This window comes from uncultured Kocuria sp. (assembly GCF_947500125.1).
Lineage (GTDB): Bacteria > Actinomycetota > Actinomycetes > Actinomycetales > Micrococcaceae > Kocuria.
Genome location: NZ_CANMRA010000028.1, coordinates 14,962 through 36,539, shown reverse-complemented (window position 1 = coordinate 36,539; position 21,578 = coordinate 14,962). Strand labels below are relative to the sequence as shown.

23 protein-coding genes are annotated in these 21,578 nt (G+C 70.6%); 5 read left to right on the top strand and 18 right to left on the bottom strand.

Features of this window, described 5'->3' with window-relative positions; all coding sequences use genetic code 11:
- Positions 1-16 precede the first annotated feature (16 nt).
- From Q0817_RS15980 to Q0817_RS15970, 3 genes are all read right to left on the bottom strand, one after another.
- Positions 17-331, bottom strand: coding sequence for a hypothetical protein (locus Q0817_RS15980; RefSeq protein ID WP_298590434.1), 315 nt, complete (start codon positions 329-331; stop codon positions 17-19).
- A 110-nt stretch (positions 332-441) separates the two neighbouring features.
- On the bottom strand, positions 442-1,932 hold the full coding sequence (locus Q0817_RS15975; RefSeq protein WP_298590431.1) for an amidase: 1,491 nt from the start codon (positions 1,930-1,932) through the stop codon (positions 442-444).
- A 136-nt stretch (positions 1,933-2,068) separates the two neighbouring features.
- Complete coding sequence (locus Q0817_RS15970) at positions 2,069-2,566, bottom strand: DedA family protein (protein ID WP_298590428.1); 498 nt, start codon at positions 2,564-2,566, stop codon at positions 2,069-2,071.
- 190 nt (positions 2,567-2,756) lie between these two features.
- Here Q0817_RS15970 and Q0817_RS15965 point away from each other — a divergent pair, with 190 nt between their 5' ends.
- On the top strand, positions 2,757-3,167 hold the full coding sequence (locus Q0817_RS15965; RefSeq protein ID WP_298590425.1) for a hypothetical protein: 411 nt from the start codon (positions 2,757-2,759) through the stop codon (positions 3,165-3,167).
- Here the strand turns inward: Q0817_RS15965 and Q0817_RS15960 are convergent.
- From Q0817_RS15960 to Q0817_RS15950, 3 genes are all read right to left on the bottom strand, one after another.
- Complete coding sequence (locus Q0817_RS15960) at positions 3,151-3,855, bottom strand: TrkA family potassium uptake protein (RefSeq protein ID WP_298590422.1); 705 nt, start codon at positions 3,853-3,855, stop codon at positions 3,151-3,153. The two genes, Q0817_RS15965 and Q0817_RS15960, sit on opposite strands and share 17 nt — an antisense overlap.
- A gap of 73 nt (positions 3,856-3,928) precedes the next feature.
- Positions 3,929-5,374 (bottom strand): potassium transporter TrkG, encoded by a 1,446-nt coding sequence (locus tag Q0817_RS15955; protein ID WP_366139887.1) that lies wholly within the window; start codon positions 5,372-5,374, stop codon positions 3,929-3,931.
- A 40-nt stretch (positions 5,375-5,414) separates the two neighbouring features.
- A complete protein-coding gene (locus Q0817_RS15950) occupies positions 5,415-6,011 on the bottom strand; it encodes a LysE/ArgO family amino acid transporter (RefSeq protein ID WP_298590416.1) in 597 nt (198 codons plus the stop codon).
- Positions 6,012-6,081: 70 nt separating this feature from the next.
- On the opposite strand from Q0817_RS15950, the gene Q0817_RS15945 reads away from it, so the two are divergent.
- Both Q0817_RS15945 and Q0817_RS15940 read left to right on the top strand, forming a co-directional pair.
- Positions 6,082-6,969, top strand: a complete 888-nt coding sequence (locus Q0817_RS15945) for a LysR family transcriptional regulator ArgP (protein ID WP_298590413.1) — start codon at positions 6,082-6,084, stop codon at positions 6,967-6,969.
- A 453-nt stretch (positions 6,970-7,422) separates the two neighbouring features.
- Positions 7,423-7,911, top strand: a complete 489-nt coding sequence (locus tag Q0817_RS15940; protein ID WP_298590410.1) for a GNAT family N-acetyltransferase — start codon at positions 7,423-7,425, stop codon at positions 7,909-7,911.
- 345 nt (positions 7,912-8,256) lie between these two features.
- Here the strand turns inward: Q0817_RS15940 and Q0817_RS15935 are convergent, their stop codons facing one another.
- The 8 genes from Q0817_RS15935 to Q0817_RS15900 all read right to left on the bottom strand — a co-directional run bounded on the left by Q0817_RS15935 (position 8,257) and on the right by Q0817_RS15900 (position 15,601).
- Positions 8,257-9,246, bottom strand: coding sequence for a cyclase family protein (locus Q0817_RS15935; RefSeq protein WP_298590407.1), 990 nt, complete (start codon positions 9,244-9,246; stop codon positions 8,257-8,259).
- Entirely contained in the window at positions 9,243-9,491 is a 249-nt protein-coding gene (locus Q0817_RS15930; protein WP_298590404.1) for a hypothetical protein, read from the bottom strand. Before Q0817_RS15930 ends, Q0817_RS15935 begins: the two co-directional genes overlap by 4 nt.
- Positions 9,492-9,510: 19 nt before the next feature.
- Positions 9,511-10,851, bottom strand: a complete 1,341-nt coding sequence (locus Q0817_RS15925) for a TRAP transporter large permease subunit (RefSeq protein WP_298590401.1) — start codon at positions 10,849-10,851, stop codon at positions 9,511-9,513.
- A 111-nt stretch (positions 10,852-10,962) separates the two neighbouring features.
- A complete protein-coding gene (locus Q0817_RS15920; RefSeq protein WP_298590398.1) occupies positions 10,963-11,757 on the bottom strand; it encodes an NAD(P)-dependent oxidoreductase in 795 nt (264 codons plus the stop codon).
- Positions 11,758-11,788: 31 nt separating this feature from the next.
- Positions 11,789-12,430 carry a methyltransferase gene (locus Q0817_RS15915; protein ID WP_298590395.1) on the bottom strand — a complete coding sequence of 214 codons (642 nt, stop codon included), beginning with the start codon at positions 12,428-12,430 and terminating at the stop codon, positions 11,789-11,791.
- A 62-nt stretch (positions 12,431-12,492) separates the two neighbouring features.
- On the bottom strand, positions 12,493-13,491 hold the full coding sequence (locus Q0817_RS15910) for a tripartite tricarboxylate transporter substrate binding protein (RefSeq protein WP_298590392.1): 999 nt from the start codon (positions 13,489-13,491) through the stop codon (positions 12,493-12,495).
- Between the two features lie 89 nt (positions 13,492-13,580).
- Positions 13,581-15,086 (bottom strand): tripartite tricarboxylate transporter permease, encoded by a 1,506-nt coding sequence (locus tag Q0817_RS15905; protein ID WP_298590389.1) that lies wholly within the window; start codon positions 15,084-15,086, stop codon positions 13,581-13,583.
- Positions 15,087-15,088: 2 nt separating this feature from the next.
- Positions 15,089-15,601, bottom strand: a complete 513-nt coding sequence (locus Q0817_RS15900) for a tripartite tricarboxylate transporter TctB family protein (RefSeq protein ID WP_298590386.1) — start codon at positions 15,599-15,601, stop codon at positions 15,089-15,091.
- A gap of 253 nt (positions 15,602-15,854) precedes the next feature.
- On the opposite strand from Q0817_RS15900, the gene Q0817_RS15895 reads away from it, so the two are divergent.
- Positions 15,855-16,595, top strand: a complete 741-nt coding sequence (locus Q0817_RS15895) for an IclR family transcriptional regulator (protein ID WP_298590506.1) — start codon at positions 15,855-15,857, stop codon at positions 16,593-16,595.
- On the opposite strand, the gene Q0817_RS15890 is transcribed toward Q0817_RS15895, so the two are convergent.
- The 3 genes from Q0817_RS15890 to Q0817_RS15880 all read right to left on the bottom strand — a co-directional run bounded on the left by Q0817_RS15890 (position 16,543) and on the right by Q0817_RS15880 (position 18,835).
- Positions 16,543-17,268 carry an MFS transporter gene (locus tag Q0817_RS15890; protein WP_366139886.1) on the bottom strand — a complete coding sequence of 242 codons (726 nt, stop codon included), beginning with the start codon at positions 17,266-17,268 and terminating at the stop codon, positions 16,543-16,545. The genes Q0817_RS15895 and Q0817_RS15890 overlap by 53 nt on opposite strands.
- Before the next feature lie 128 nt (positions 17,269-17,396).
- The gene (locus tag Q0817_RS15885) at positions 17,397-17,741 is read right to left on the bottom strand and encodes an MFS transporter (protein WP_298590384.1); all 345 of its coding nucleotides are present in this window, start codon (positions 17,739-17,741) and stop codon (positions 17,397-17,399) included.
- Positions 17,742-18,088: 347 nt separating this feature from the next.
- A complete protein-coding gene (locus Q0817_RS15880; RefSeq protein WP_298590381.1) occupies positions 18,089-18,835 on the bottom strand; it encodes a cyclopropane-fatty-acyl-phospholipid synthase family protein in 747 nt (248 codons plus the stop codon).
- A gap of 249 nt (positions 18,836-19,084) precedes the next feature.
- Here Q0817_RS15880 and Q0817_RS15875 point away from each other — a divergent pair, with 249 nt between their 5' ends.
- Complete coding sequence (locus tag Q0817_RS15875; protein ID WP_298590500.1) at positions 19,085-20,542, top strand: L-lactate permease; 1,458 nt, start codon at positions 19,085-19,087, stop codon at positions 20,540-20,542.
- Between the two features lie 168 nt (positions 20,543-20,710).
- Here Q0817_RS15875 and Q0817_RS15870 read toward each other — a convergent pair whose 3' ends face one another.
- The gene (locus Q0817_RS15870) at positions 20,711-21,559 is read right to left on the bottom strand and encodes a DUF1524 domain-containing protein (protein WP_298590378.1); all 849 of its coding nucleotides are present in this window, start codon (positions 21,557-21,559) and stop codon (positions 20,711-20,713) included.
- Between the last annotated feature and the right edge of the window lie 19 nt (positions 21,560-21,578).

Sequence of the window (21,578 nt, the reverse complement as noted above, 5' to 3'; positions counted from 1 at the left end):
GCAGAGGTCACACCGGTCAGGCGGCCGTCCGGAAGAGGGACGCGCGGAGCTCCGACAGGGGCGGCGCGTGCTCGGCCAGCTCCTGGAGGTAGCCCAGGTCGTCCAGGTCGCCCAGGGCGGCGGCGAGCTCCTCACGGGTCAGCTGGGCGTTCTCGGCGACGGCGTCGAGGGCGGGCGCCTCCTCGGCCGTGACGTGCTCGGCCAGGGCGTCGAGGACGACCACGGCGTCGACGCTGACGTGCTCGTCGTGGATGGCTTCGGCGAGCAGCCGCTCGGCGGCGTAGAGGGGCGCGGCGAACATGTGGGGCACGGGGGTGCGCAGTGGGGACATCACTGCCGGAACACTACTCTCGGTTCTTAAGAAAATCCTGAGACCCGTTGCAGGGACGATCGTCCTGCCCGCGGCGCCGGCCGCCCGGGGCGCGGCGAGACGTGCCCCGGTCAGGCCTCCAGCTGCGGTGCCCTGCGCGCGTCGAGCGTCGCCTCCACACCCCGGGCCACCGCGAGGAGGTCGGTCTCCTCGAAGCTGGAGGTCATGATCTCCAGGCCCACGGGCAGGTGGTCCTCGGTGAAGCCGGCCGGCACGGTGGCCGCCGGGAAGTGCAGCTGCGAGGCGATCACCGTGTTGGTCGGGTAGGTGAGGCACGTCCAGCGGCCACCGAGGACGTCCTCGTGGGTGGGGGCCGCCAGCTGGACGTCGGGAAAGACCATGGCGTCCAGGTCCAGGTCCACGAACTGCGCCTGCACGGCGCGCACGAAGTCCTCACGGGTCAGCACCCGGTCCAGGTACTCGGGGTCGGTGCGCGGGTCCTCCGGGCCGTCGGTGATGCCCTCGAAGAGGTCCAGGTGCGGGTCGTAGGTGCCGTTCGCGCGGACCTCGTCCACGCCGCTGATGCCCGTCTCCGGGTGGGCGGCGAAGAAGGCGTTCATGTCCTGCCGGGAACGGGTGAAGTACAGCGACGTGAAGCCGACGTAGTCCATCAGGCCGGGGATCTCCACGTCGACCAGTTCCGCCCCGGCCTCGGCCAGCCGTGCCAGCGCGCCCTCGACCACGCGGACGACGGCCGCGGCCTCCGGGTCGGCCGGATCGCCGAACGCCCCGCGCAGCACGCCCAGGCGCCGGCCCTGCAGCGATCCGCCCGCGGCCGCCTCGGTGAAGGACGTGCTCCGCCGACGCCGACGGACCGCGACCGTGTAGGAGTCCGCCGGGTCGAAGCCGACCAGGACGTCCAGGACCTTCGCAGCGTCCTCCACCGTCCGGGTCATCGGTCCGGCCGTGTCCTGGGGAACCACCAGCGGGGACATGCCGTCCCGGCTGATCAGCCCCGGTGTGACGCGCACGCCCACGAGATTGCAGAAGGACGCCGGGAGGCGGATGGACCCGCCAGTGTCCTCGCCGATGCCCACCAGCGCCAGGTTCGCGGCGATCGCCGCGCCGGTGCCGCTGCTGGAGCCGCCCGGATCCCGGGAGAGGTCGTAGGGGTTCTTCGTCACCCCGGACACGGACGAGGTCGAGAACCAGGAGGTCGCGAAGTCCGGCATCGTGGTCTTGCCCAGGATGATCGCCCCCGCGGCCCTCAGCCTGGCGACCGCCGTGGCGTCCCGCTCCGGGACGTGCTCGGCCGTGTTCCGGTTGCCGTAGGTGGTCCGCAGGCCGGCGGTCGCGATCTGGTCCTTGACCAGGACCGGCACACCGTGCAGCGGTCCGGACAGCTCACCGGTGGCCGTGTACTGCTGGTCGAGGGCGTCGGCCTCGTCGAGGGCCGTCTCCGAGACGGTGACCACGGAGTTCAGCGCGGGCCCGTCGACGTCGAGGGAGGCGATCCGGTCGAGGTAGGCCTGCACCACCTCGCGGACCGTGGACGTCCCCTCCCGGTAGGCCGAGTGGACTGCGTCGATGGTGGCTTCTTCGATGTTCCAGCTCAGGCTCACGGGAGATCCTCACGGTCAGGGGGTCGCCCGGCGCGCGGCCGCTGAGAACGATCCGCGGCGCCGGATGCTGGAGCCACCGTACTGTGACCTGCCTCGCACGACAACGACCGGGGCGGAGTCCGCCGGGTCCGGGGCGTCAGCGGGGGATCGGCTGCTTCTCGTCGCGGCGCTCGCCGCGGGTCCGGCACCGCGCGTGGGCCCGGCGGCCGAGCAGCGCCAGGAGCACGACGACGACGATCGGCGCGACCACCCACGGCTGCTCCAGCCACGCCCAGACGACCGCCATGCCCACGGTGCCGTAGATGACGCCCCAGATGAGGGTGCCCACGAGCATCGCCGGGATCCAGCGGCGCAGGGGCATGCCCGTGACGGCAGTGGTGAGGATGACCGCGGTCTGCAGGCCCACGGTCAGGAAGCACGCGGGCACGGCCAGGACACCCCAGCGGTGCACCAGCCGCTGCGCCCGCCGGTAGACGGCGGTGTCCATGAGCTCGCGGACGCGGTCGGAGCGCCGGCTCCCTCCGGTGGCGGCGGCGCGGCCCAGGGCGAAGATGGTGGTGGTCCGCACGATGGCCCCGGCCCAGAAGAGCAGAATCGCGGCGCCGAGGGGGAGGGACTCCAGCCAGGCCTGCACCCGTCCAGTCTAGGGAGGGGTCCTGACAACCACCGACGACAGGTTGTCACTGCGGGTGCGGTGCGCTCGTGCAGTGGGGACCGGAGCCGGTCTGCGGGAGGGATCCTCCGGTCCTGAGGTGCCGCCCGGGGGTACTCTCGCCCTACGTCCGGCCCGCCACCGGCGCCGGAGCCCCGACCGAGGAGGACGCATGAGCGTGGAGATCGACGAGCACGGGACCGTGACCGCCAACGGACGCCCCGTGGACTACGCGACGGCCTACGCCTGGTGCGTCGACTCGCCCGAGACGATCACCGAGCTGGTCCAGGACACGAAGGCGTTCGCCACGGTGATCGCCGCCGCCGAGCACGCCGGCCCCGAGGAGCAGGCCGAGGCCGTCCGGCAGGCCTTCGTCGCCGGGGTGCCCCGGGAGCCCGGTGCCTCCTGGGTCGAGGCGACGACGCAGGAGCCGGCCGCCGAGGAGCCCACCGCCGAGGAGCCTGACACCGAGGAGCCCACCGCCGAGGAGCCTGACACCGGGGAGCCGGCCCCCGAGGAACCAACCGCCGAGGAACCGGCCGGTGGGGAACCGGCCGCGGCTGACCTCAGATCAGGTCGCTGAAGGCTTCGGCTTCGGCCGTGGGCCCCGTGACGAGGATCTGGTCGTTGTCGTACAGGACCGTGCCGGGTTCGGTGGCCTCCCACCCCTGGCCGGGGCGGCGGACCGCGACGATCGACACCCCGTAGCTGCGCCGGATGTTGAGCGTGTCCAGCGGGCGCTGCTGGACCGTCTCCGGGGCCGGGCAGCGGATGAGCGCGAAGCCCTCGTCGATCGCCATGAAGTCCAGGACCCGGCCCTGGATCAGGTGGGCGGACCGGACGCCCATGTCCCGCTCCGGGCTGATGACGTGGTGCACGCCCAGCTGCTCCAGGATCTCGGCGTGCGGGGTGGTGATGGCCTTGGCCCAGATCTCCGGGTGAGCGAACTTCAGCAGCCGGGAGGCGACGAGGATGCTGGCCTGGACGTCGGAGCCGATCCCCACGACCACCTTCTCGAACTCGTCGACCCCGAGCTGGCGCAGGACCTGCTCCTGGGTGGCGTCGGCGCGCACCACGGTGGTCAGCTGCCCGTTGAGTTCCTGGACGATGCCCTCGTCGAGGTCGATGCCGAGCACCTCGGCACCGTTGCGCATCAGTTCCAGGGCCAGGGCGGCACCGAACCGGCCCAGGCCGATCACGGCCACCGTGCCCGGTGACCGGCGGCGGCCGGAGGGGCGGTGTGCGGCGGAGCCGGGGCGGGAGGGGAACATGTGGGGACCTCCGGGAGGTGTCGGGGCGAGCCGTGGGGCCGCCGGGATGCTGAGAGGAGCGAGTGCGGTGGAATCAGCCGATCAGCGGGCGTTCCTTGGGCAGGTCGTAGAGGGCTTTCCGTGGGCGGGCCGCCATGGCCGTGGCCACCGTGATGGGCCCCAGCCGGCCCAGGAACATCAGCGCGATCAGCACTCCCTGGCCCGCCGGTGAGAGATCAGCGGTGATCCCGGTGGACAGGCCCACGGTGGCGAAGGCGGAGATCACCTCGAACAGGATCCGGTCCAGGCCCAGGTCCTCGTGCAGCAGCATGAGGACCATCGTGGCGGTGGTCACAGCGCCCAGGGCCAGCACCACCACCGTGATGGCCTGGCGCTGCACCGAGCGCGAGAGCCGTCTGCCCAGGACGTTGACCGCTGCTCCGCCGGTGATCTCGGTGTAGGCGATGAAGCCCAGGACCATGAAGGTGGTCACCTTCAGGCCGCCTGCGGTGCCGGCCGGTCCGCCGCCGATGAGCATCAGGAGGTCCAGGCCCAGCCAGGACACCGGGTGCATGGCGGAGACGTCCACGGTGTTGAACCCGGCGGTGCGGGCGACGGTCGACTGGAAGAACCCCGCCAGCACCTTCTCGTCGGCCCGCATCGGCCCGAGGGTGGAGGGGTTGGACCACTCCACCGCGCACAGGAAGACGGTGCCCAGGGGCAGCAGCACCGCGGTGGCGAAGAGGACGATCCGAGTGTTCATGCTCCACCGCCGGGGCCGGCGCCACTCCCGGCGCAGCTGGTAGAGCACCGGGAACCCCAGACCGCCCAGGACCACGGCCGCGATGATCGACAGGTTGATCCAGGGGTCGGTGGCGAAGTCCATGATCGACAGGGTGTACAAGGCGAACCCGGCATTGTTGAACGCCGAGACCGCGTGGAACACCCCGTGCCACACCGCCTGTCCCGGCCCGTACCCGTAGCCGGCGGAGAAGCGCAGGGCCAGCGCCACAGCCACGATCGCCTCGATCACCAGCGTGGTGGCCAGGATGCGCAGCAGCACCCGGCGCATGTCCCCGTAGCCGGGATTCTTCGTCTCGGTCGAGCTCGTGATCCTGGCGATCAGACCCAGCCGGCGGGCCAGCAGGATCCCCAGCATGGTCGCGAAGGACATCACCCCGAACCCGCCGATCTGGATCAGGGCCAGGACGACGGCCTGGCCGAACGGGGTCCAGTAGACGGGGGTGTCCACCACGATCAGCCCGGTCACGCAGATCGCCGAGGTCGCGGTGAAGAAGGCCTCCATGAACGACGCCCCACCGGGGCCCGTCCTCGCGACCGGCAGCATCAGGAGGACGGTGCCGGCGACCAGGGCGATCGCGAACGCACCGATGATCACCTGGGCGGTGCGCGCCGCAGTGACCTCCCGCGGATCAGTGCTCCGCCGGCTCCGCGGCCGAAGGCCGTGGGGGGAGCGGCCCCCGTAACGTCTGGTGAGTCGACGCACCCGGGCACGCAGCAAGGCCTCTTCCAAGGGCATGAGCCACAACCTACACCCGCGCCCGCGCCCGGCGGTGGGGTCAGCCCCGGATCAGGTTGACGGCCAGGGCGAGCATCACCACGCCGATCACGAGGTCCACCACCCGCCAGGTGCGCGGGCTGCTGAGCACCCCGGACAGGGCGCGGGCGCCGTAGCCCAGGGCGGAGAACCACACGACGCTGCCCAGCACGGCCCCTGCCGCGAAGACCCACCGGGTGTCGGGGCCGTGCTGGTTGGCGAGGCTGCCCAGCAGCACCACGGTGTCGAGGTAGACGTGGGGGTTGAGGTAGGTCAGGGCCAGGGTGGTGGCGACCACCGATCCGCGGGACCGTGGGGCCTCGGCGGTCAGGGACGACGGCTTCAGGGCGGAGACGAAGGATCGTAACGCCCACCACGCCAGATAGGCGGCGCCACCCCACCGCAGCACGTCCAGGGCCTCGGGGAATCGGGACACCAGCGCCCCGATCCCGGCGGTGCCGCCGAGGATCAGCACCGCGTCGCTGACCGCGCACAGTGCCACCACCACGCCCACGTGCTCGCGGCGGATGCCCTGCCGCAGCACGAACGCGTTCTGCGCGCCGAGGGCGATGATCAGTGCCAGTCCGCTCATCAAGCCGGTACCCCAGATGCTCCACATGATCTCGACGGTAGTCAGCCCTCCAGATGCAGACAAACGAATGATTTGACGGGTGCATTAGTTTTGCTTCATGAACTTCGAGCACCTGCGCGCCCTGACCGCGATCGTCGACGAGGGCACCTTCGAGGCCGCGGCGGACGCCCTGGGGATCAGCCCCTCGGCGGTCAGCCAGCGGATCAAGGCCCTCGAGACCTCCGTGGGGCAGGTCGTGGTGCGCCGCGGCGTGCCCTGCGTCCCCACCGAGGCCGGGGCCGTGCTGCTGCGCACCGCCCGCCAGATGCAGGTCCTCGAGGCGGAGGCCCTGCACTCCCTGGGCCACGGCGCCTCCTCCCGGACGGTGACTCCGGTGGCCGTCAACGCCGACTCCCTGGCCACCTGGTTCGTGCCCGTCCTGCACGAGGCCGCCGGCTGGTCGGACACCACTCTGGACCTGCACGTGGAGGACCAGGACCACAGCAGTCGGCTCCTGCGCCAGGGAGACGTCATCGGCGCCGTCACCTCAAATCCCGCGCCCGTCAACGGGTGCCGGCTCGAGCGGCTGGGCTTCATGCGCTACGTCCCCGTCGCCGCCCCCGCACTGCGCCGTCGGTTCACCACCGAGGCCGGCGTCGACTGGGCGGACATGCCCGTGCTCCGGTTCAACGCCAAGGACGACCTGCAGCAGCACGCCCTGCGCGTCCGTGGCGTCGACCGGACCCCGCCCACGCACACCGTCCCGTCCGCCGAGGGGTTCCTCGCCGCCGTGCGGGCGGGCCTGGGGTGGGGGATGCTCCCGGAGCTCCAGCTGGGCACGGACCTCGCCGACGGGTCCCTGGACCTGCTCGAGGACCACGCGCACCACGACGTCGCGCTCTACTGGCAGAGCTGGACGCTGGACTCCGAGCGGCTGTGCCGCATCACCGAGTGCATCCACAGGGTCGGCCGAAAGCACCTGCGCAGCGCGGCGCAGGGCGAGTGAGCTCTCGCGGAACCGCCACCGCGGTGGTCACGGGGTCTCGGCGACTCCGAAGATCGTGTCCGCCATCGCTCACCTATGTGCCGGAAAGCAGGGGATGCGAGACGTCTCGTCCGAGAAATTTGCGCCCGCATATTTCCACGGTTCGGAGTATCTCGTATCCATGGGCCTGGAATCAGATGCTCAACGTTGGTTGCGAGACAAAGTGGGGGGGACATGGGGAAGCTGATCGGACGTTCGCGCGGAACAGCGCCTCGCAGCGGGTCTTTGAGAAAGCAGGGCTGGAACTCGTTGAGGAGGTCCTGACCGAGGGCCAGCAGTGCCGTGTCTTCCGAAAGCGCTGACGTTCCTGTCGTGTGGTGAGGCAACCTGGCCCCGGTATGCCTCCGGCCTCGAACAGGTGGCCTCAACAGCCGTAGCACCGACCCATGCCGCGGTTTTACCTAGCATGAGGACATGCGCCTGCGAGAGACGGTCCCAGCCGATCTGGACATCTTCCTGGGCTGGGTCCCCTCCGAGGCGGACATGGTGCTGTGGTCGGGGCGCACCTTTATCTGGCCCCTGGACCGGGGGCAGCTGGAGAGCTACCTGCACAATGATCAGCGCCGGAACTGGACCGGGTTGGACCCGGGGTCGGGGAATCCGATCGGTCACGCTTCCTTGCTCGTCGACCACGACGCGGCCATGATGCGGCTCGGTTGCATCCTTCTCGATCCGGCAGCTCGAGGGCGTGGTTTGGGGCGGGAGCTGATCAGCACGGCGGTGCGAACAGGCTTCGAGGCCACGGAGCTGCCGACCATGAAGCTGGGGGTGTACGCGCACAACGTCTCAGCTCGGCGCGTGTACGAAAGCCTGGGGTTTCAAGAGACCGGCCGGGTGCGCCGCACCGAGGTGGACGGCCAGCCCTGGCACGCCGTGGAGATGGAACGACCACGACCGGATTGAGCCGCTCGTGCATGCCGGCTCTTTCCCTGGATCGAGTGGGGCCGCCACGGTCCCTCAACACACACGCCGACGCATGCCTGCCCGAGACAACATGCCTGGCAGACTCAAGGAATGTTTGAAGATCAGTTCGAACTGCCCATCCTGTTGTTTCTGCTCATCTATAGCGCGGTGACTTCTTTGCTTTTCCTACGGGCGAGCAGGCGCAATAAGTGATGCTTTAGGCCCTGTCATTGTTCAAACCAGTTGTGACAGCGAACTCTACATATGGCCCGGTTGGCGGACCCCGCCTCATGGGCCTGTTCTGGCGTTGGCGCGCATCTCGGATGGCGCCATGCCAGCAGGTGTTCAGCAGATGGCTGTGGCATTGGCGGGTGATCCGGTGGCGCCGGTGATGTTGAGGGGTTTCACGATGATCATGGCGTCCCAGTGGCTGGTGTCGCGCATGTGCTTGGCGAGGTGGTCCAGGCGCCACAGTTCACCGAGGGGCATGCCGAGTTTGGCCAGCAGTTCCTGGTGCATCATGCCCTTGTCGTGAGGAGCCGATTCCAGGAACGGCGTGTCTGCAATCGGGGGGAGGCATTCGACGGCGAAGTTGTCGGCGGCGACCAGGGTCAGTCGGTGGTCCCAGACCCATTCGAGGAACTCCCGGGACTGGGCGATGCCGGTGGAGCGGCGGGCTTCTTTGGTCTGGAGCTTGGTCTGGTGGTCGAGGTCGAGGAACCATTCGCACCAGCCGGTGCGGATCATCAGGATGTCCCCGGGTGCGACGGTGGCGTCCTGGGCGCGGATGGTGTCCTCGAGCAGGTCCAGGTGCAGGGGTTCACCGCCGGCGTGGTCAATGGGATCGCCGTGGGTCTGGCGGTGTCCGGCGACGTCGAGCAACAGTCCGCGGGAGACGATCGGGGTCTCGGCCCAGGCCTGGATGCCGATCGGGCGGGTGCCGGGGCGGATGAGCTCGTCGTCGGTGCCGCCGTAGAAGCCGATCTCGTCGGAGCGTCGGTGGCGCAGTCCGTCGATCTGGGTGGAGCCCTGGAGGTAGAACCCGTCGAGGTAGTCGTCGCGGTGGGCGGGGTGGCCGGAGTAGATGGTGTGCACCGGGGCGGTGCGACGGGCGGACATGCCGGGGTCGAAGGCGTCGAGGGGGTAGTCCAGGCCGAACAGGGTGCCGGTGCGGATGCAGGAGCGGGCGGCCAGGACCTGTTCGGGGCCGGCGAAGGTGGGCGTGCCCCGATTGGGGTCGGGGAACAGGCCCCAGGAGGTGCCGGCCGGCTGGCCGGTGCGGGTGTTCAGCTGCGCGTAGGTGGGGTATCCGGAGTCGTGGTCGGGGGCGGTCATCGGTGTGCGGCCTCCGGGGTGGTGGGGACCGGGGCGGGGGTGCGGTAGCTGAGCAGGAACCCGGCCACGGCGCACACCGAGGCGGCGATGACGACGGGGATCTTGGCGGTGTCGTTGAGGAAGACCAGCCAGGGGCCCTGGCCGACCAGCAGTGCCACGGTCTGGGCGAGGACCAGCAGAATCCCGCCGAGCAGGGAGATGCCGAGGGTGAGGGTGAAGATGCCGAGTGTGATGCGGTGCAGCATGTGGGATGCCTTTCGGGTCTCAGACGGGCAGGATGCCGAGGGCGATGAGCACCCCGATGGCCAGGAGGGGAAGGGCGTAGTAGAGGAAGAGGCGGGCGAAGGTCTTGAACGGGTCGACGTCGGCGATGCCGCAGGCCACGTACAGGGGGGCCCCACCCGGTGGGACGGCGGCTTCGCAGGAGGAGAACACCAGCACGGCCACGGCGGCGGTGGTGGCCGGGACTCCGGCGGCGACCAGGGCGGCGACCCCGACGGTGCCCACGGCGGCCATGGTGGCGGTGGAGGACAGCGGGGCGGCCACGGCGATGACGATCAGTCCGACCAGGATGGCCAGCGCCCACAGGGGCAGGTTGAGATCGCCGAGCAGGCCGGTGAGCTGTTCGGGCAGCCCGGTGGTGGCCAGGACGTTGGCGCCGGCGAAGGCGAAGAGCACCGTGATGCCCACGATCCCGAAGCGGGGGGCGGAGCTTTCCAGCAGGGACCACCAGCCTGAGGTGGTGCGGGGCAGCTTCGCCAGGCCCAGCAGGATCCCGGCGATCGTGAGGACGATCGGGATCCAGAAGATGATGCTCACGGCGTCGGTGATGTCCTCGAGCCCGGTCCAGGCGGCGGCGGCCTCGGCGGTGGCTCCGGAGGTGAGGATCAGCGGGATCGCCACGGCGACGAAGAGCAGCAGGGTGACCCCGCCCTGGCGGAAGGCGGTGGCCACGGCGAGCCGGTTCTCCGGGGCAACGGCGGACATGCCGGACTTGCGCACGAGGATCACGGTGACGATCAGCCGGTGCAGCATGCACCAGAGTCCGCCGATGAGCAGGGGGACCACCAGTTCCTGGATGTCGAGCAGCGGCCCGACCGTGGCGGAGCCGACGAGGACGAACATGGAGGCGCTGAAGGGGAAGGTGATGCCCATCCCGGCGTTGCCGGCCACCAGGGTGGCCGCGGTCGAGCGGTCCATCTTGGTGCGTTCCATCCAGGGGATGGTCACGGAGCCGACGGTGGCGGCGATGGCGGCCTGGTTGTGCACGATGCTGCCCAGCCCGGCCGAGGACAGGGTGGAGACGTAGGCCGGTCCGCCCCGGTAGCGTCCGAGCAGGGAGTTGAGCAGGTTGATCAACCGGTCCAGCACCCCGCCACGGTCCAGGAGGTAGCCCATGAAGACGAAGACCATGGTGGCGTAGACGATCTCGTCGGTGAGCGCGTCGTAGAGGGACGCCCATCCCACGCTCAAGGCCTGGGTACCGGTGAAGATCAGGGCGGTGAAGAACCCCAGGATCATTCCCTCGCCGACGCTGCGTTTGGCCAGGGTGGTCCACCCGATGATGACGGCCAGATAGGCCAGCAGGGCCCACACTCCGATCACGACGTACTCACTTCCTTCAGGGGGCGCTCCTGCTGTTCGCGGGGGCGCTGGTTGTCATTGTGGCCGTGGGCCCGGCGCCGGTGGGGTGCCGGGCCCACGGCGGGTGGTGGGTCAGGACGCGGTAGCTTCGATGCGGTGGTCGCTCGTGTGTGCGGCCATCCGTTCCATGGCCGCGGCTGAGGCCTCGGTCATCTCCGCAGGTGCCCCGAGGTCGGTGAGGTACTGGGCGGTGGAGCGCATCTCGTGGGCGCGGCGGGCGGCGTGCTTCGGGGTGCCGGTGAGCCACCGGTCGATCACGGCCTGGCCGTCCCCGGCCAGCTGGCCGGCGATCTGGGTGCGGATCCAGTCCTCCAGCCCGGCCGCCCGGGCGGCGATGACGGCCTCGACCACCACCGAGGCCATGCCTTTCATCACCACGCTGCGCAGCAGCTTGTGGGCCATCGCCGCACCGGGGGCGCCGTCCACGACCTCCACGGGGGCGCCGATCCCGCCCAGCAGCTCGGCGAGCATCTGTGCGCCGGGGCCGCTGACCATCAGTGGGGTGCGCGCTCCGTGCACCGGGACGGGACCGAGGATGGCCACATCGGCGAACAGTGCCCGGGTCGGGGTGCGGCCGAGTTCCTCCATGGTCTGCGGAGAGGAGGAGGTCAGATCGGCGTAGCAGGTGTCCTCCTGCATCGCCGGCAGGCACTCGGCGGCCACCGCCCGGGCGGCACCGGCCCCGGTGAGGACCAGGACCACGTCGGCTGCGGCGCAGGCTGAGGCGGCGGTGTCAGCCCGGGTGACCCCGGTGGGGGTGGTGGGGGCCACCGGGTCGTAGCCGGTGACGGTGTGCCCGGCCTCGACGAGGGCGGTGGCGTAGATGGCGCCGGCCTCTCCGAGGCCGATGACGGTGCATGCGCTCATGATGACTCCTTGGAGACGCGGTGGAAGAGGATCAGGCGGGAACGTGGGCGCGGGAGGCGACGATGCTGGTGCGGCGCTGCTCCTCATCGGCGAAGACGGCCTCGGCGGCCTGGGCGATCCGCTCGGCCTGGACCTGGGGAACGACGACGAGCCCGTCGGAGTCACCGATGACGATGTCACCGGGCAGCACCGGCACCCCGCCGAAGGCCACCGGCACCACGACGCGGGAGGGCCCGTGCTTGTAGGGCCCGGCCGGGGTGGTGGCCTTCGCGAAGACCGGCATCCCGATCTCCTGGAGCACCTGGGCGTCACGGGCGGCCCCGTCCAGGGCGAAGCCGGCGATCCCGGCGGAGATCGCCCGTTCCCCGATGAGCTCCCCGAGCAGGGCGCGAGTGGTGTCGCCTTGGCCGGCGACGACGATGACGTCGCCGGGCTGGGCCAGGGTCAGCGCGCGGTGGATGCCCTGGTTGTCCCCGGCGCGCACCCACACGGTGAAAGCCGGCCCGGCCAGGCGGGCCCCGGGCCAGATGGCCTGGATGGCGGAGTCGGCGATGCCCAGCCGGTCCATGGCGTCGCCGATGTTGGCCGCCGGCAGGGCGGCCAGGCGGGCCACCAGGGCGGGGTCGGGGCGGGTGAAGTCGGCGATCGTGGGGTCGTCGGTGATGGTCGTCATCGGAGGGACTCCGTTTCTGCGAGAAGAGGAGGGTGAATGCGTCGGGCAGGGGTGGGGGACGGTCACTCGTCGGCCTGGACCATCGGCAGGACCTCCTTGTAGTCGGTCTCCTGCTGGGCCCAGAACTGCTCGTATTCCTCAGCACCCAGGTAGCTGGTCTCCAGGCCGAGGTCCTCCATCTTCTGGACGACCTCCGGGTCCTCGATGGCGGCCTGCAGGGCCGCCTCGAGCTTCTCGGCCACCGGTTCGGGCAGCCCGGCCGGGGCGGAGTAGCCGCGGGCGGTGGCCGAGACGATCTCGTAGCCCTCCTCGGTGAAGGTCGGGACCTCGGGCAGGGCCTCGGCGCGTTCCTCACCCATCACGCCCAGCACGCGGGCCTTGTCCTGAGCCACCAGGTCGGTGACGTCGCTGACGTTGGCGACCAGCACGTCGACGTGCTTGCCCAGGAACGCGGTGGTGGCCTGGGAGGCGCCTTCGGAGAAGTGCACCGGGGCGAAGGAGGCGTCGGCGGTCTCGGCGATCTGGGCCAGGGCGAAGTGCTCCCCGCCCTGCTGGCCGGTGGTGGTGGCGGTCATGGACTCGGGGTTCTCCTTGGCCGCTTCCAGCAGCTCCTCCAGGGACTGGTAGGGGCTGTCGGGCTGGACGGCGATGACGGCCGGGTCGACCACCTGCCGGGCCAGGGGCTGGAAGTCCTCACGGGTGTAGGAGGCCCCCCGGCTGGGGTCCAGCGGGGAGACGACCACCGAGGGGGAGCCGGTGGCCCCGATGGTGTAGCCGTCCGGGGCGGCGTTGGCGATCTGGGTGTAGCCGATCTGCCCGCCGGCCCCGGGGGCGTTGATGACCTCGACGTTGGTGCCCAGCTCTTCCTCCAGCACCGGCTGGACGAGGCGGGCGGCGGTGTCGACCGCTCCGCCGGGGGCGAAGGCGACGATCATCTCCACGGGCTTGCCGTTGGCCGGGTAGTCCTCCCCCTCGGCGGTGCTCCCGTTGGAGGCGGAGCAACCGGTGGCGGCGAGCAGGCCCAGGACGGTCAGGCTGGCGGTGACGGTGCGACGGTTCATGGCTTTCTCCTGTGAACAGTGGTGACGAGCGGTGACGGGACGAACGGTGCGAAGGAGGGACGTGCAGGGATCGAGCAGGTGGGGCTGGGCTAGGACTCGGGGTCGTCGTTGGCCAGGACCTTGGGCTTGCGCAGCTTCAGCAGCGGGCTGCACACGATGACCAGGGCGATCACCAGCAGGGTCGCGGTGATCGGCCGGGTGTAGAAGACCTCGAAGCTGCCCTGGGAGATCTCCAGGGACTCGCGCAGGGACCGTTCCATCAGCGGGCCCAGCACCAGGGTCAGGACCATGGGCGCCAGCGGGATGTCGAGGTGGCGCATGGCCAGGCCGAGCACGCCGAAGGCGATCATCACGAACACGTCGAAGACGGTGAAGTGGATGGTGTAGGCCCCGATGACCATGAACAGCAGGATCAGGGCGGCCAGGATCGGGTAGGGCACCTTCAGGATCGAGGTCCACAGCCCCACCAGGGGCACGTTGAGGATGATCAGCAGCACGTTGCCGATGAACAGGCTGGCGATGATGGCCCAGGCGATCTCGGAGTTCTCCGCGAACAGGGTCGGGCCCGGAGTCAGGCCCTGCTGCAGGAACGCCCCCATGAGCACCGCGATGGTCGGGGAGGCGGGGATGCCCAAGGTGAACAGCGGGATCAGGGCACCGTTGGCGTGGGCGTTGTTGGCGGTCTCGGGACCGGCCACTCCTTCCACGGCGCCGTGGCCGAGTTCGCTGCGGTAGCGGGAGAACTTCCGCTCCGCCCCGTAGGACAGCAGCGAGGACACCGATCCGGTCATGCCCGGGATCAGGCCCAGGCCGAAGCCGATGCCGGTGCCCCTGGCCATGGCCGGGGCGCTGCGGCGCCATTCGGTCCGGTTGGGCAGCAGCGATCGCAGGTTCGGGGCGTGGATGGCATCAGGAGTCTTGCCGGCGCGGTAGGCCAGGATCTCGGACAGGCCGAACACCCCGACGATCACGGCCACGAAGCTCACCCCGTCCAGCAGCCGCTCGGAGCCGAAGGTGAAGCGTGGGGCGCCGGCGACCGGGTCGATGCCGACCATGGCAATGAGCAGACCCAGCGACCCGGAGATCAGGGCCCGGACGATGGACCGGCCCGCCAGGGCGACCAGCAGCGTGATGCCCACGGTGACCAGGGCGAAGAACTCCGGCGGGCCGACGAGCAGGCCCAGCTCGCCCAGGGGTTTGGCGGCCGCGACCAGCCCGACGGTGGCGATGCTGCCGCCGACGAAGGACCCCACCGCGGCGATGGTCAGTGCGGCTCCGGCCCGGCCGAGTTTGGTCATGGCGTAGCCGTCGAAGGTGGTCACCGCCGAGGCGGCCTCACCGGGGGTGTTGAGCAGGACACTGGTGATCGTCCCGCCGTAGGTGGTGCCGTAGAAGATCGCGCAGAGCATGATGATCGAGCCGGTGGCGTCCATGTTCAGCGTCAGCGGGATCAGCAGGGCCACTCCGGCCACCGGGCCGATGCCGGGCAGCACCCCGATCATGGTGCCCAGCAGGCACCCGATGAACGCGAAGAGCAGGTTCTGCCAGGTCAGGGCGGTGGCGAAGCCACCCATCAGGTCGTTGAGAACATCCATGGTCACAGTCCGATCAGGCTGAAGGGCGGGATGGAGGCCACGGGCAGGGAGACCTTCAGGCCCAGGGTGAAGAGGTAGAACACCCCGACGCTGCCGGCCACCGAGATGATCAGGGACTTCACCCAGCCCAGCCGGGCGCGGATCCGCAGGTGGTACATCAGGAACAGCAGCAGCGCTATCTGGAACCCCAGGAAGGGCAGCACCGTGGCCAGCACCAGGAGGCTGCCGATCACCGCGGCGATCTGCGACAGCTCCACCTCCTCCCGAGGAGTGGAGGGAGCGTGCTGCTCCTGGACGACCCAGATCAGCGACATCAGGGTCAGCACCGCGCCCATCGCGAACGGGAACAGTCCCGCGCCCGGGCCCAGGGTGGTCCACAGCCCCAGCTCCAGGGAGCCGTACAGCACGTAGAGGCCCAGCAGCAGGAAGGCGGCTTGGGCGATCAGCACCGACCGCGCCGGCCGTGGTCGGGACTGCGTCGGCGCAATCTCCGTCGTCGGTGATTCCGTCGTCATCGGATGCCCTCACTCCTTCATTGGGTGAAATTTAGTTTCATTGTGTGGAAGACTATTGCGTAGAAGGAATGGTGACACGGCTCACGCAGTGACGTCAACCACAGGAGAAGGGCTCGCTCATGTCAGGGGTCAGTGCGCTTGGACCGTCGAAGGGTCTCCGATGAGGACCGAACTTCCATACAATGAAAGAATGTCGACGGTTGATGACCCCACTGCCCCACCCGGACCGGTGGCCGGCAAAACCGCCACCACGATGCGGTCCCTGTCCCGGGCCCTGGACGTGTTCGAGCAGCTGCAGCGTTCGGATCGTCCCCAGCGCCTGAGCGAACTGGCCCGCAGCTGCGGCATCACCCTGCCCACCACCCTGCGGTTGCTGCGCGTGCTGCAGGACTACGGGCTGGTCAGCCAGACCGAGAAGAACTACCGGATCGGCCCGGCCGTGTTGCCGGCCGCCCGCAGTTTCCTCGAAAACGACCCGCTGCTCCTGGCGGCCCGGCCGATCCTCCTGCAACTGGCCACACAGACCCACCTGACCGCATCCCTGTACTCCCGCCTGGGGCTGGAGCGCATCCTCGTGGCCCGCGTCGACGGTGACAACCCGCTGCGCTACGACCTGCCCCTGGGCAAGCGGTTGCCTCTCACGCGGGGTGCGGCAGGAAAGATCCTGATCGCTGATCTGCCCGACGAGGAGCTCCAGCACATAGCCGAAGCCGCCGTGGACCGACGCCAGGAAGAAACCTCATTCGACCTGGAAGTGCTCAAGTCCCGACTGCCTGACCCTGAGGCGGGCTACGCCTTCTCCGTGGACGAACGCGCCAGTGGCGTGATGTCCGCCGCCGTGGCTGTCCCCCACCCCACAAGCGCCGTCACCGAATCCATCGCCCTCACCACACCCGTCGAGGCCTACCCCCAGGAAGACCTGCGTGCCCAGGTGCCGGAACTCAGACGTGCGGCCCGCAGACTCTCCGAACTCCTGGAAGGCGTCGTGTACTGACGCCTGGGACCAACCGTCGATGCCACCCGAGTACCGCCCCTCGGGCGCCGAGTGAAATCAACGGCGGCGTCCAGCACACCGAAACCGTCCCCGCCCCGGTAACGGGGGCCGGGCAGATCGGTGCTTCCTGCTTTAGATATGGCTGACTACCGGCCACTAACTCCAGCGCGACGACGTCTGTGTCGGGCAGGAAGGAGCCGGACGGGCTCATCACGGAGGAGGGTGTGCGCGTCGAGGGCATGCAGGGCCTTGGCATACATGGTCTGGTTCGGGCCACGGCCGCTCCTCGCGAGGACCCGTGCAGCATCAGCGCGACTCCGCTGAGCAGTGACACCGCGGCGGTGATCACGAGCAGGGTCCCCAGGCCCAGGCCGGGGATGACCGCACCGGCGAGGGCCGGTGCTGCGACCGAGCTGATGGCCCCCACGACCAGGCAGGCCGTGAACGCCGCGCCTGCCCGGTCGGGCACCAGCTCGGCGGTCCAGACGGCGAGCACGGCCGATCCGGTCATGTACCCCATGCCGAAGATGCACGCCGAGGCCATCGTGGCGGTCAGGGAGTTGCTGGCCAGCCCGAGCAGCGCCAGCGCCGCGGCGACCGTCACGAGACTCAGCGCGGCGACCCGCAGGCTGCCCATCCGCTGTCCGAGGGCTCCGGTGGTCACTCCGACCATGCCGGTGAGGCCGATGGCCGCGTACAGCGCCGGGACGGCCGCCAGGGGGAGGCTGCCGCTGTCGAGGGCGTCGGCGGCGTAGGTGAAGTAGATGACGACGACTGCGAAGTAGACGACGGAGTAGGCGCTCAGACCCAGCCGCCGGCAGCGCCGGCCAGGACGACACCGACGGCCAGGAGCCAGGGGGCCTGTGCGAAGGTCACGATCACCGCCCCCGCAGCGCCGCAGAACCCGCCCACGGTCGTCGGCGCGCGCGAACCGTGCCGAGCGGCGAGCCGTCCCGCGAGCAGCAGACCGCCCAGGTAGCCCGCGAACGTGGCGCTGGAGACCAGCCCGAGCATCAGCTCGGAGAGCCCCAGGTCCTCCCGGATGCCCGGCAGCGTCAGACCGTTGGCGTACCGGGCCATGCCGAAGGGGACCCCGACCACCGCCGCTCCGGCCAGCCCGATCCGGTGGCCCGCGGAGAGTGTCATGCGTGTCCCTTCAATGCTGCGGCGTGCCCTGGCGCCGCGACCGGCCGCAGCGGGATCGGCCTCACCCGCCGCTCGACCGGACCGCTCATCGATGTCCTGGGGCGGACGAACTGGGAAGCTGCTCGAGCCGTCCGACCGAGCTCAAAGCTGCCGCGAGGGCTGATCAGGGTTCAGGGTCAGCGCCGGACCACGCCTCGATGGGCGTGCCGGGCACAGGTCTGCCAGCACGCCAGGGCGGGGAGGGAGCCGGGCCCGGTTCGCTCATGCTGCCGACCGCTGTGCCGCGGTGTCGGCACGTCCGGTGCGGGTCCCGGAGGGGAGGTTCGGGACCTGCACGGGACGAGAGATCAGCGCTTCATGAGGGCGAAGACTCCCCAGCCGAGATACTCACGCGTGGAGCGCGCGTAGCGGGCGGGCTCGGCGGTGAGTTCTTCCCGGACCTCGGTGGCCAGTTCGTCGTCCGGGTTCTGGTCGAGCCAGCGGCGCAGGTTGAGCCACTGGGCCGCGGCGTAGCGGTCCCAGCTGTCCTGGTCGGCCAGCATCATCTCGACGACGTCGTATCCGAGCTCCTGGAACTGCTCGATGAGTTCCGGCAGGAGCAGGAAATCAGCGATGCCGGTGGCGTGGCATGCCTGGGCGGTCTCCTCGTCCGGAGGGGTCCGCCGCCAGTAGGGCTCGCCGATCAGCAGCATTCCTCCGGGGTGGAGGCTGCGGTCGAGCAGCTCGGCCGTGCCGGCGACGCCGTTGCCGATCCACGTGGCGCCGACACACGCGGCGAGGTCGACCGGTTGGTTTGCGACATAGCCGGCGGCGTCACCGTGGACGAACTCGACCCGGTCGGCGACGCCGAGGTCGGCGGCGCGGGCCCGGGCCTGCTCGGTGAAGACCGTGCTGAGGTCCACCCCGGTGCCCGTGAAACCGAGGTCACGCGCCCAGGTGCACAGCATCTCGCCCGAGCCGCTGGCCAGGTCGAGCACCCGTGTCCCGGGGGCGAGGTGGAGCGCTTCGCCCAGGGCGGCGAGCTTGTCCGCGGTCAGCGGGTTGTGGATCCGGTGGGTGCTCTCACGGATGGTGAAGATGCGGGGAAGGTCCATCACCAGATTCTTCTCCGTCACGCCCTGCGATGGGAAGAGCGGTGGGACTGCCGCGCCACCAGGTGTCATCCGACCCTGCTTCAGCACCCTTCCGCTCCACCTGTGGCGGACCACCGGCCCGGCTCACGATGCGGTGGTGCAGGAGGAGCTGCCCTCCGCATCGGCGGTCACTCTGACGCCGTCGGGGCGTAGCATCGGCCGGTGACAGAAACCTGACGGGAGAAATGTGGAGGTGGGCCGCCGTTGGACGTGCTCATGGCGGCCCTGCCCATCGTGCTGACTCTGGGTCTGCTGCTCGTGCCGGCGCCGTCCTGGGTGGCTCCCGGGGCCGGCCTGGTCTCCGCCGTGGTGATCGGCCTGGTCTGGTTCGCCACCCCGGTGGCGGAGGTGGTCTCGGCCTTCGGCGAGAGCTTTTGGACCCTGGTCGAGGTGCTGGCGATCATTGCCGGCGGGATCCTGCTCGCACGCGTCATGGACCGGACCGGTGCTCAGGAGAAGCTGGCCCGCTGGCTCTCGGACGGTGGCGGACCCACGGTGGTCTCGGCGCTGCTCATGGTGCACGGGGTGGTGCCGTTCATGGAGACGGTCACCGGGTTCGGCGTGTCCGTGATCATCGGGCTGCCGCTGCTGCTGTCCCTGGGGTTCACGTCGTTGCGGGCGGCCTCGCTCTCGCTGGTGGCGCTCATGGTGGGCCCCTGGGGATCCATGGGCCCCGGCACTCTCCTGGGCTCCCAGATCGCCGGCGTCTCCCTGCAGGACCTCGGGGTGGCCTCCGGGGTCCTGAACGTCATCGCCTTCTGGGGTTCCGGTGCCGTGGCCGCGGTCATCGCCGGCCGGGGGCTGCCTGCGTCCGACGGCCGGCCCCGGCCTGCTGACTACGGCGCCTGGATCGGCATGGGACTGGCATCGGGGGCGGTGCTGTCCGTTCTGGTCCTTGCCGCCAATCTGGCGTTCGGCACGGCCGTGGCCGGTGCGGTGGCAACCCTGGTGATGTCCGCGGCCTGGGCCGGCGTGATCAGCCGGGGACGCATGGGGCCTGTCCCGGCCCGCGCTCTGGTGCCGTACCTGGTGCTGCTGGGGGGCACCATCATCGGCCAGCTCTTCGAAGGCCTGCTGCCGGCCGGTGGGTTCGGCGCGGTGCTGGGCTCGCCGGCCCTGTGGTCCATCACCGGTGCCCTGGTCGGCGTCGTGGTGCTCTCCATGGACCAGGACCACCGGCGGCGGCTGCCACGGGAGTGCGGCCGGATGTGGCTTCAGGTGGCGGTGCCGACCGGCCTGTACCTGGTGCTGGGCGCCGCGGTCTCCGGGGGTGGGCTGGCCGAGGCGTTGGCCGCGGCGCTGACCGGGCTGGGGGAGGCCTACCTGTTCCTGGTGCCGCTGCTCGGTGGCCTGGGGGGTTACATCACGGCCTCGGGCACGGGCGCCAATGCCATGTTCGGCGGCACCCAGGACGCCGCCGCGCATGCCCTCGGCATGGACCCGCTGTGGATGATGGCCTCGCAGAACGTGGCGGCCGGACTGGCCTGCCTGGCGAGCCCGGCGCGCATCGAGCTCGCCTACCGGATGGCCGGCCCACTCCAGCGGAAGGACACCCCCGGGCCCGCCCTCACTCGCGGAGCCCTGGTCGCCAGGACCCTGCCGTTCGTGCTGGTGTGCTTGGCGCTGTGGGGCATCGGGAACATGCTCTGGATGCCGGCGGCAGGCTGACTCCCGCGGCGGATCCTGCCGGTCCTGCGGCACGGATCGGGGTTCGGCGACCTGACCGGGCCACCGGCTCGGACAGGATCTCGGGGGTCGTCGCTCCCACTGCCCAGAGCCGTGGACGGGCCGGCCCCCGGGAACCTCGTGGCCCCTGCTGCATCGGGGTGCCCGCCCTCACTCGCAGGCCAGGCCCTCGACCCCACCCCGGTCCAGCGCCGGGCGGTAGCCGGGCTGGTCCGAGCGCAGAGGAGCCGCGCCGGCCGCGCGCACGGCAGCGCAGTCCGGGTAGTAGACCTCGTCCGCCGGGGACGGTCCCGCGGCCGCACCGTCCCCGGCGGGCGGGACGCCGGTGGGCAGCTCCTGGCCCGGGCACCCGGCCAGCACGTCCGCCATGGCGTCCCGCTCAGGATTCGACACGAAGAGCTCGTAGCGGGTCTTGACCGCGATCTGGGTGGCCACGTACGCGCACCGGTGGGACTCGTTCGGCGGCAGCCACCCGGCGGCGTCGGCGGCGGACTTCTCCCCGTTGGCCGGCCCGTCCACGGCCCGCAGGTTCAGGGGGTCGTTGGCCAGGGCCGTGCGCTCGCCCGGGGCGAGCCGGTCGGCCCCGGAGACCCACGCGTTCTTCAGGGCCACCACGTGGTCGATCTGCACGTCCGAGGACGTCAGGGGTCCGCGCTCGAACGCGATCGTCCGCCCGGTGTAGGGGTCCTCGAGGGTCCCGGAGAGGACCGTGCACCCGTCGTCGTCGACGACGTCACGGGTCAGGTCCCGGGCCAGGATGTCGTTGCGGGCGTCGCAGCCGTTGCCGTCGGGGTCGGCCCACTCCCCGAACTGGGCGAGCCGGTCGTAGTCCTCGCCGCTGCCGGCGTCCTCGACCGGCAGGGCCGCGAGCGCCCGACCGGCGGGGGAGGAGACCTCCGGGACCGGCGGGGTGCACCCGGCCAGCACGCCCAGGGCGAGCAGGAGCGGGACGAGCCCCGCCCGCCGGGCACGGGGCTGCGGGGCGTCGGTCCTGCGCACGGTGGTCCCTCCGCTCCGG

Coding starts and splice junctions, on each gene's coding strand:
- Q0817_RS15980 (WP_298590434.1), bottom strand. CDS start 331: ATGTCCCCACTGCGCACCCCCGTGCCCCACATGTTCGCCGCGCCCCTC.
- Q0817_RS15965 (WP_298590425.1), top strand. CDS start 2,757: ATGAGCGTGGAGATCGACGAGCACGGGACCGTGACCGCCAACGGACGC.
- Q0817_RS15960 (WP_298590422.1), bottom strand. CDS start 3,855: ATGTTCCCCTCCCGCCCCGGCTCCGCCGCACACCGCCCCTCCGGCCGC.
- Q0817_RS15955 (WP_366139887.1), bottom strand. CDS start 5,374: ATGCCCTTGGAAGAGGCCTTGCTGCGTGCCCGGGTGCGTCGACTCACC.
- Q0817_RS15950 (WP_298590416.1), bottom strand. CDS start 6,011: ATGTGGAGCATCTGGGGTACCGGCTTGATGAGCGGACTGGCACTGATC.
- Q0817_RS15945 (WP_298590413.1), top strand. CDS start 6,082: ATGAACTTCGAGCACCTGCGCGCCCTGACCGCGATCGTCGACGAGGGC.
- Q0817_RS15940 (WP_298590410.1), top strand. CDS start 7,423: ATGCGCCTGCGAGAGACGGTCCCAGCCGATCTGGACATCTTCCTGGGC.
- Q0817_RS15935 (WP_298590407.1), bottom strand. CDS start 9,246: ATGACCGCCCCCGACCACGACTCCGGATACCCCACCTACGCGCAGCTG.
- Q0817_RS15930 (WP_298590404.1), bottom strand. CDS start 9,491: ATGCTGCACCGCATCACACTCGGCATCTTCACCCTCACCCTCGGCATC.
- Q0817_RS15920 (WP_298590398.1), bottom strand. CDS start 11,757: ATGAGCGCATGCACCGTCATCGGCCTCGGAGAGGCCGGCGCCATCTAC.
- Q0817_RS15915 (WP_298590395.1), bottom strand. CDS start 12,430: ATGACGACCATCACCGACGACCCCACGATCGCCGACTTCACCCGCCCC.
- Q0817_RS15910 (WP_298590392.1), bottom strand. CDS start 13,491: ATGAACCGTCGCACCGTCACCGCCAGCCTGACCGTCCTGGGCCTGCTC.
- Q0817_RS15905 (WP_298590389.1), bottom strand. CDS start 15,086: ATGGATGTTCTCAACGACCTGATGGGTGGCTTCGCCACCGCCCTGACC.
- Q0817_RS15900 (WP_298590386.1), bottom strand. CDS start 15,601: ATGACGACGGAATCACCGACGACGGAGATTGCGCCGACGCAGTCCCGA.
- Q0817_RS15895 (WP_298590506.1), top strand. CDS start 15,855: ATGCGGTCCCTGTCCCGGGCCCTGGACGTGTTCGAGCAGCTGCAGCGT.
- Q0817_RS15890 (WP_366139886.1), bottom strand. CDS start 17,268: ATGGTCGGAGTGACCACCGGAGCCCTCGGACAGCGGATGGGCAGCCTG.
- Q0817_RS15885 (WP_298590384.1), bottom strand. CDS start 17,741: ATGACACTCTCCGCGGGCCACCGGATCGGGCTGGCCGGAGCGGCGGTG.
- Q0817_RS15880 (WP_298590381.1), bottom strand. CDS start 18,835: ATGGACCTTCCCCGCATCTTCACCATCCGTGAGAGCACCCACCGGATC.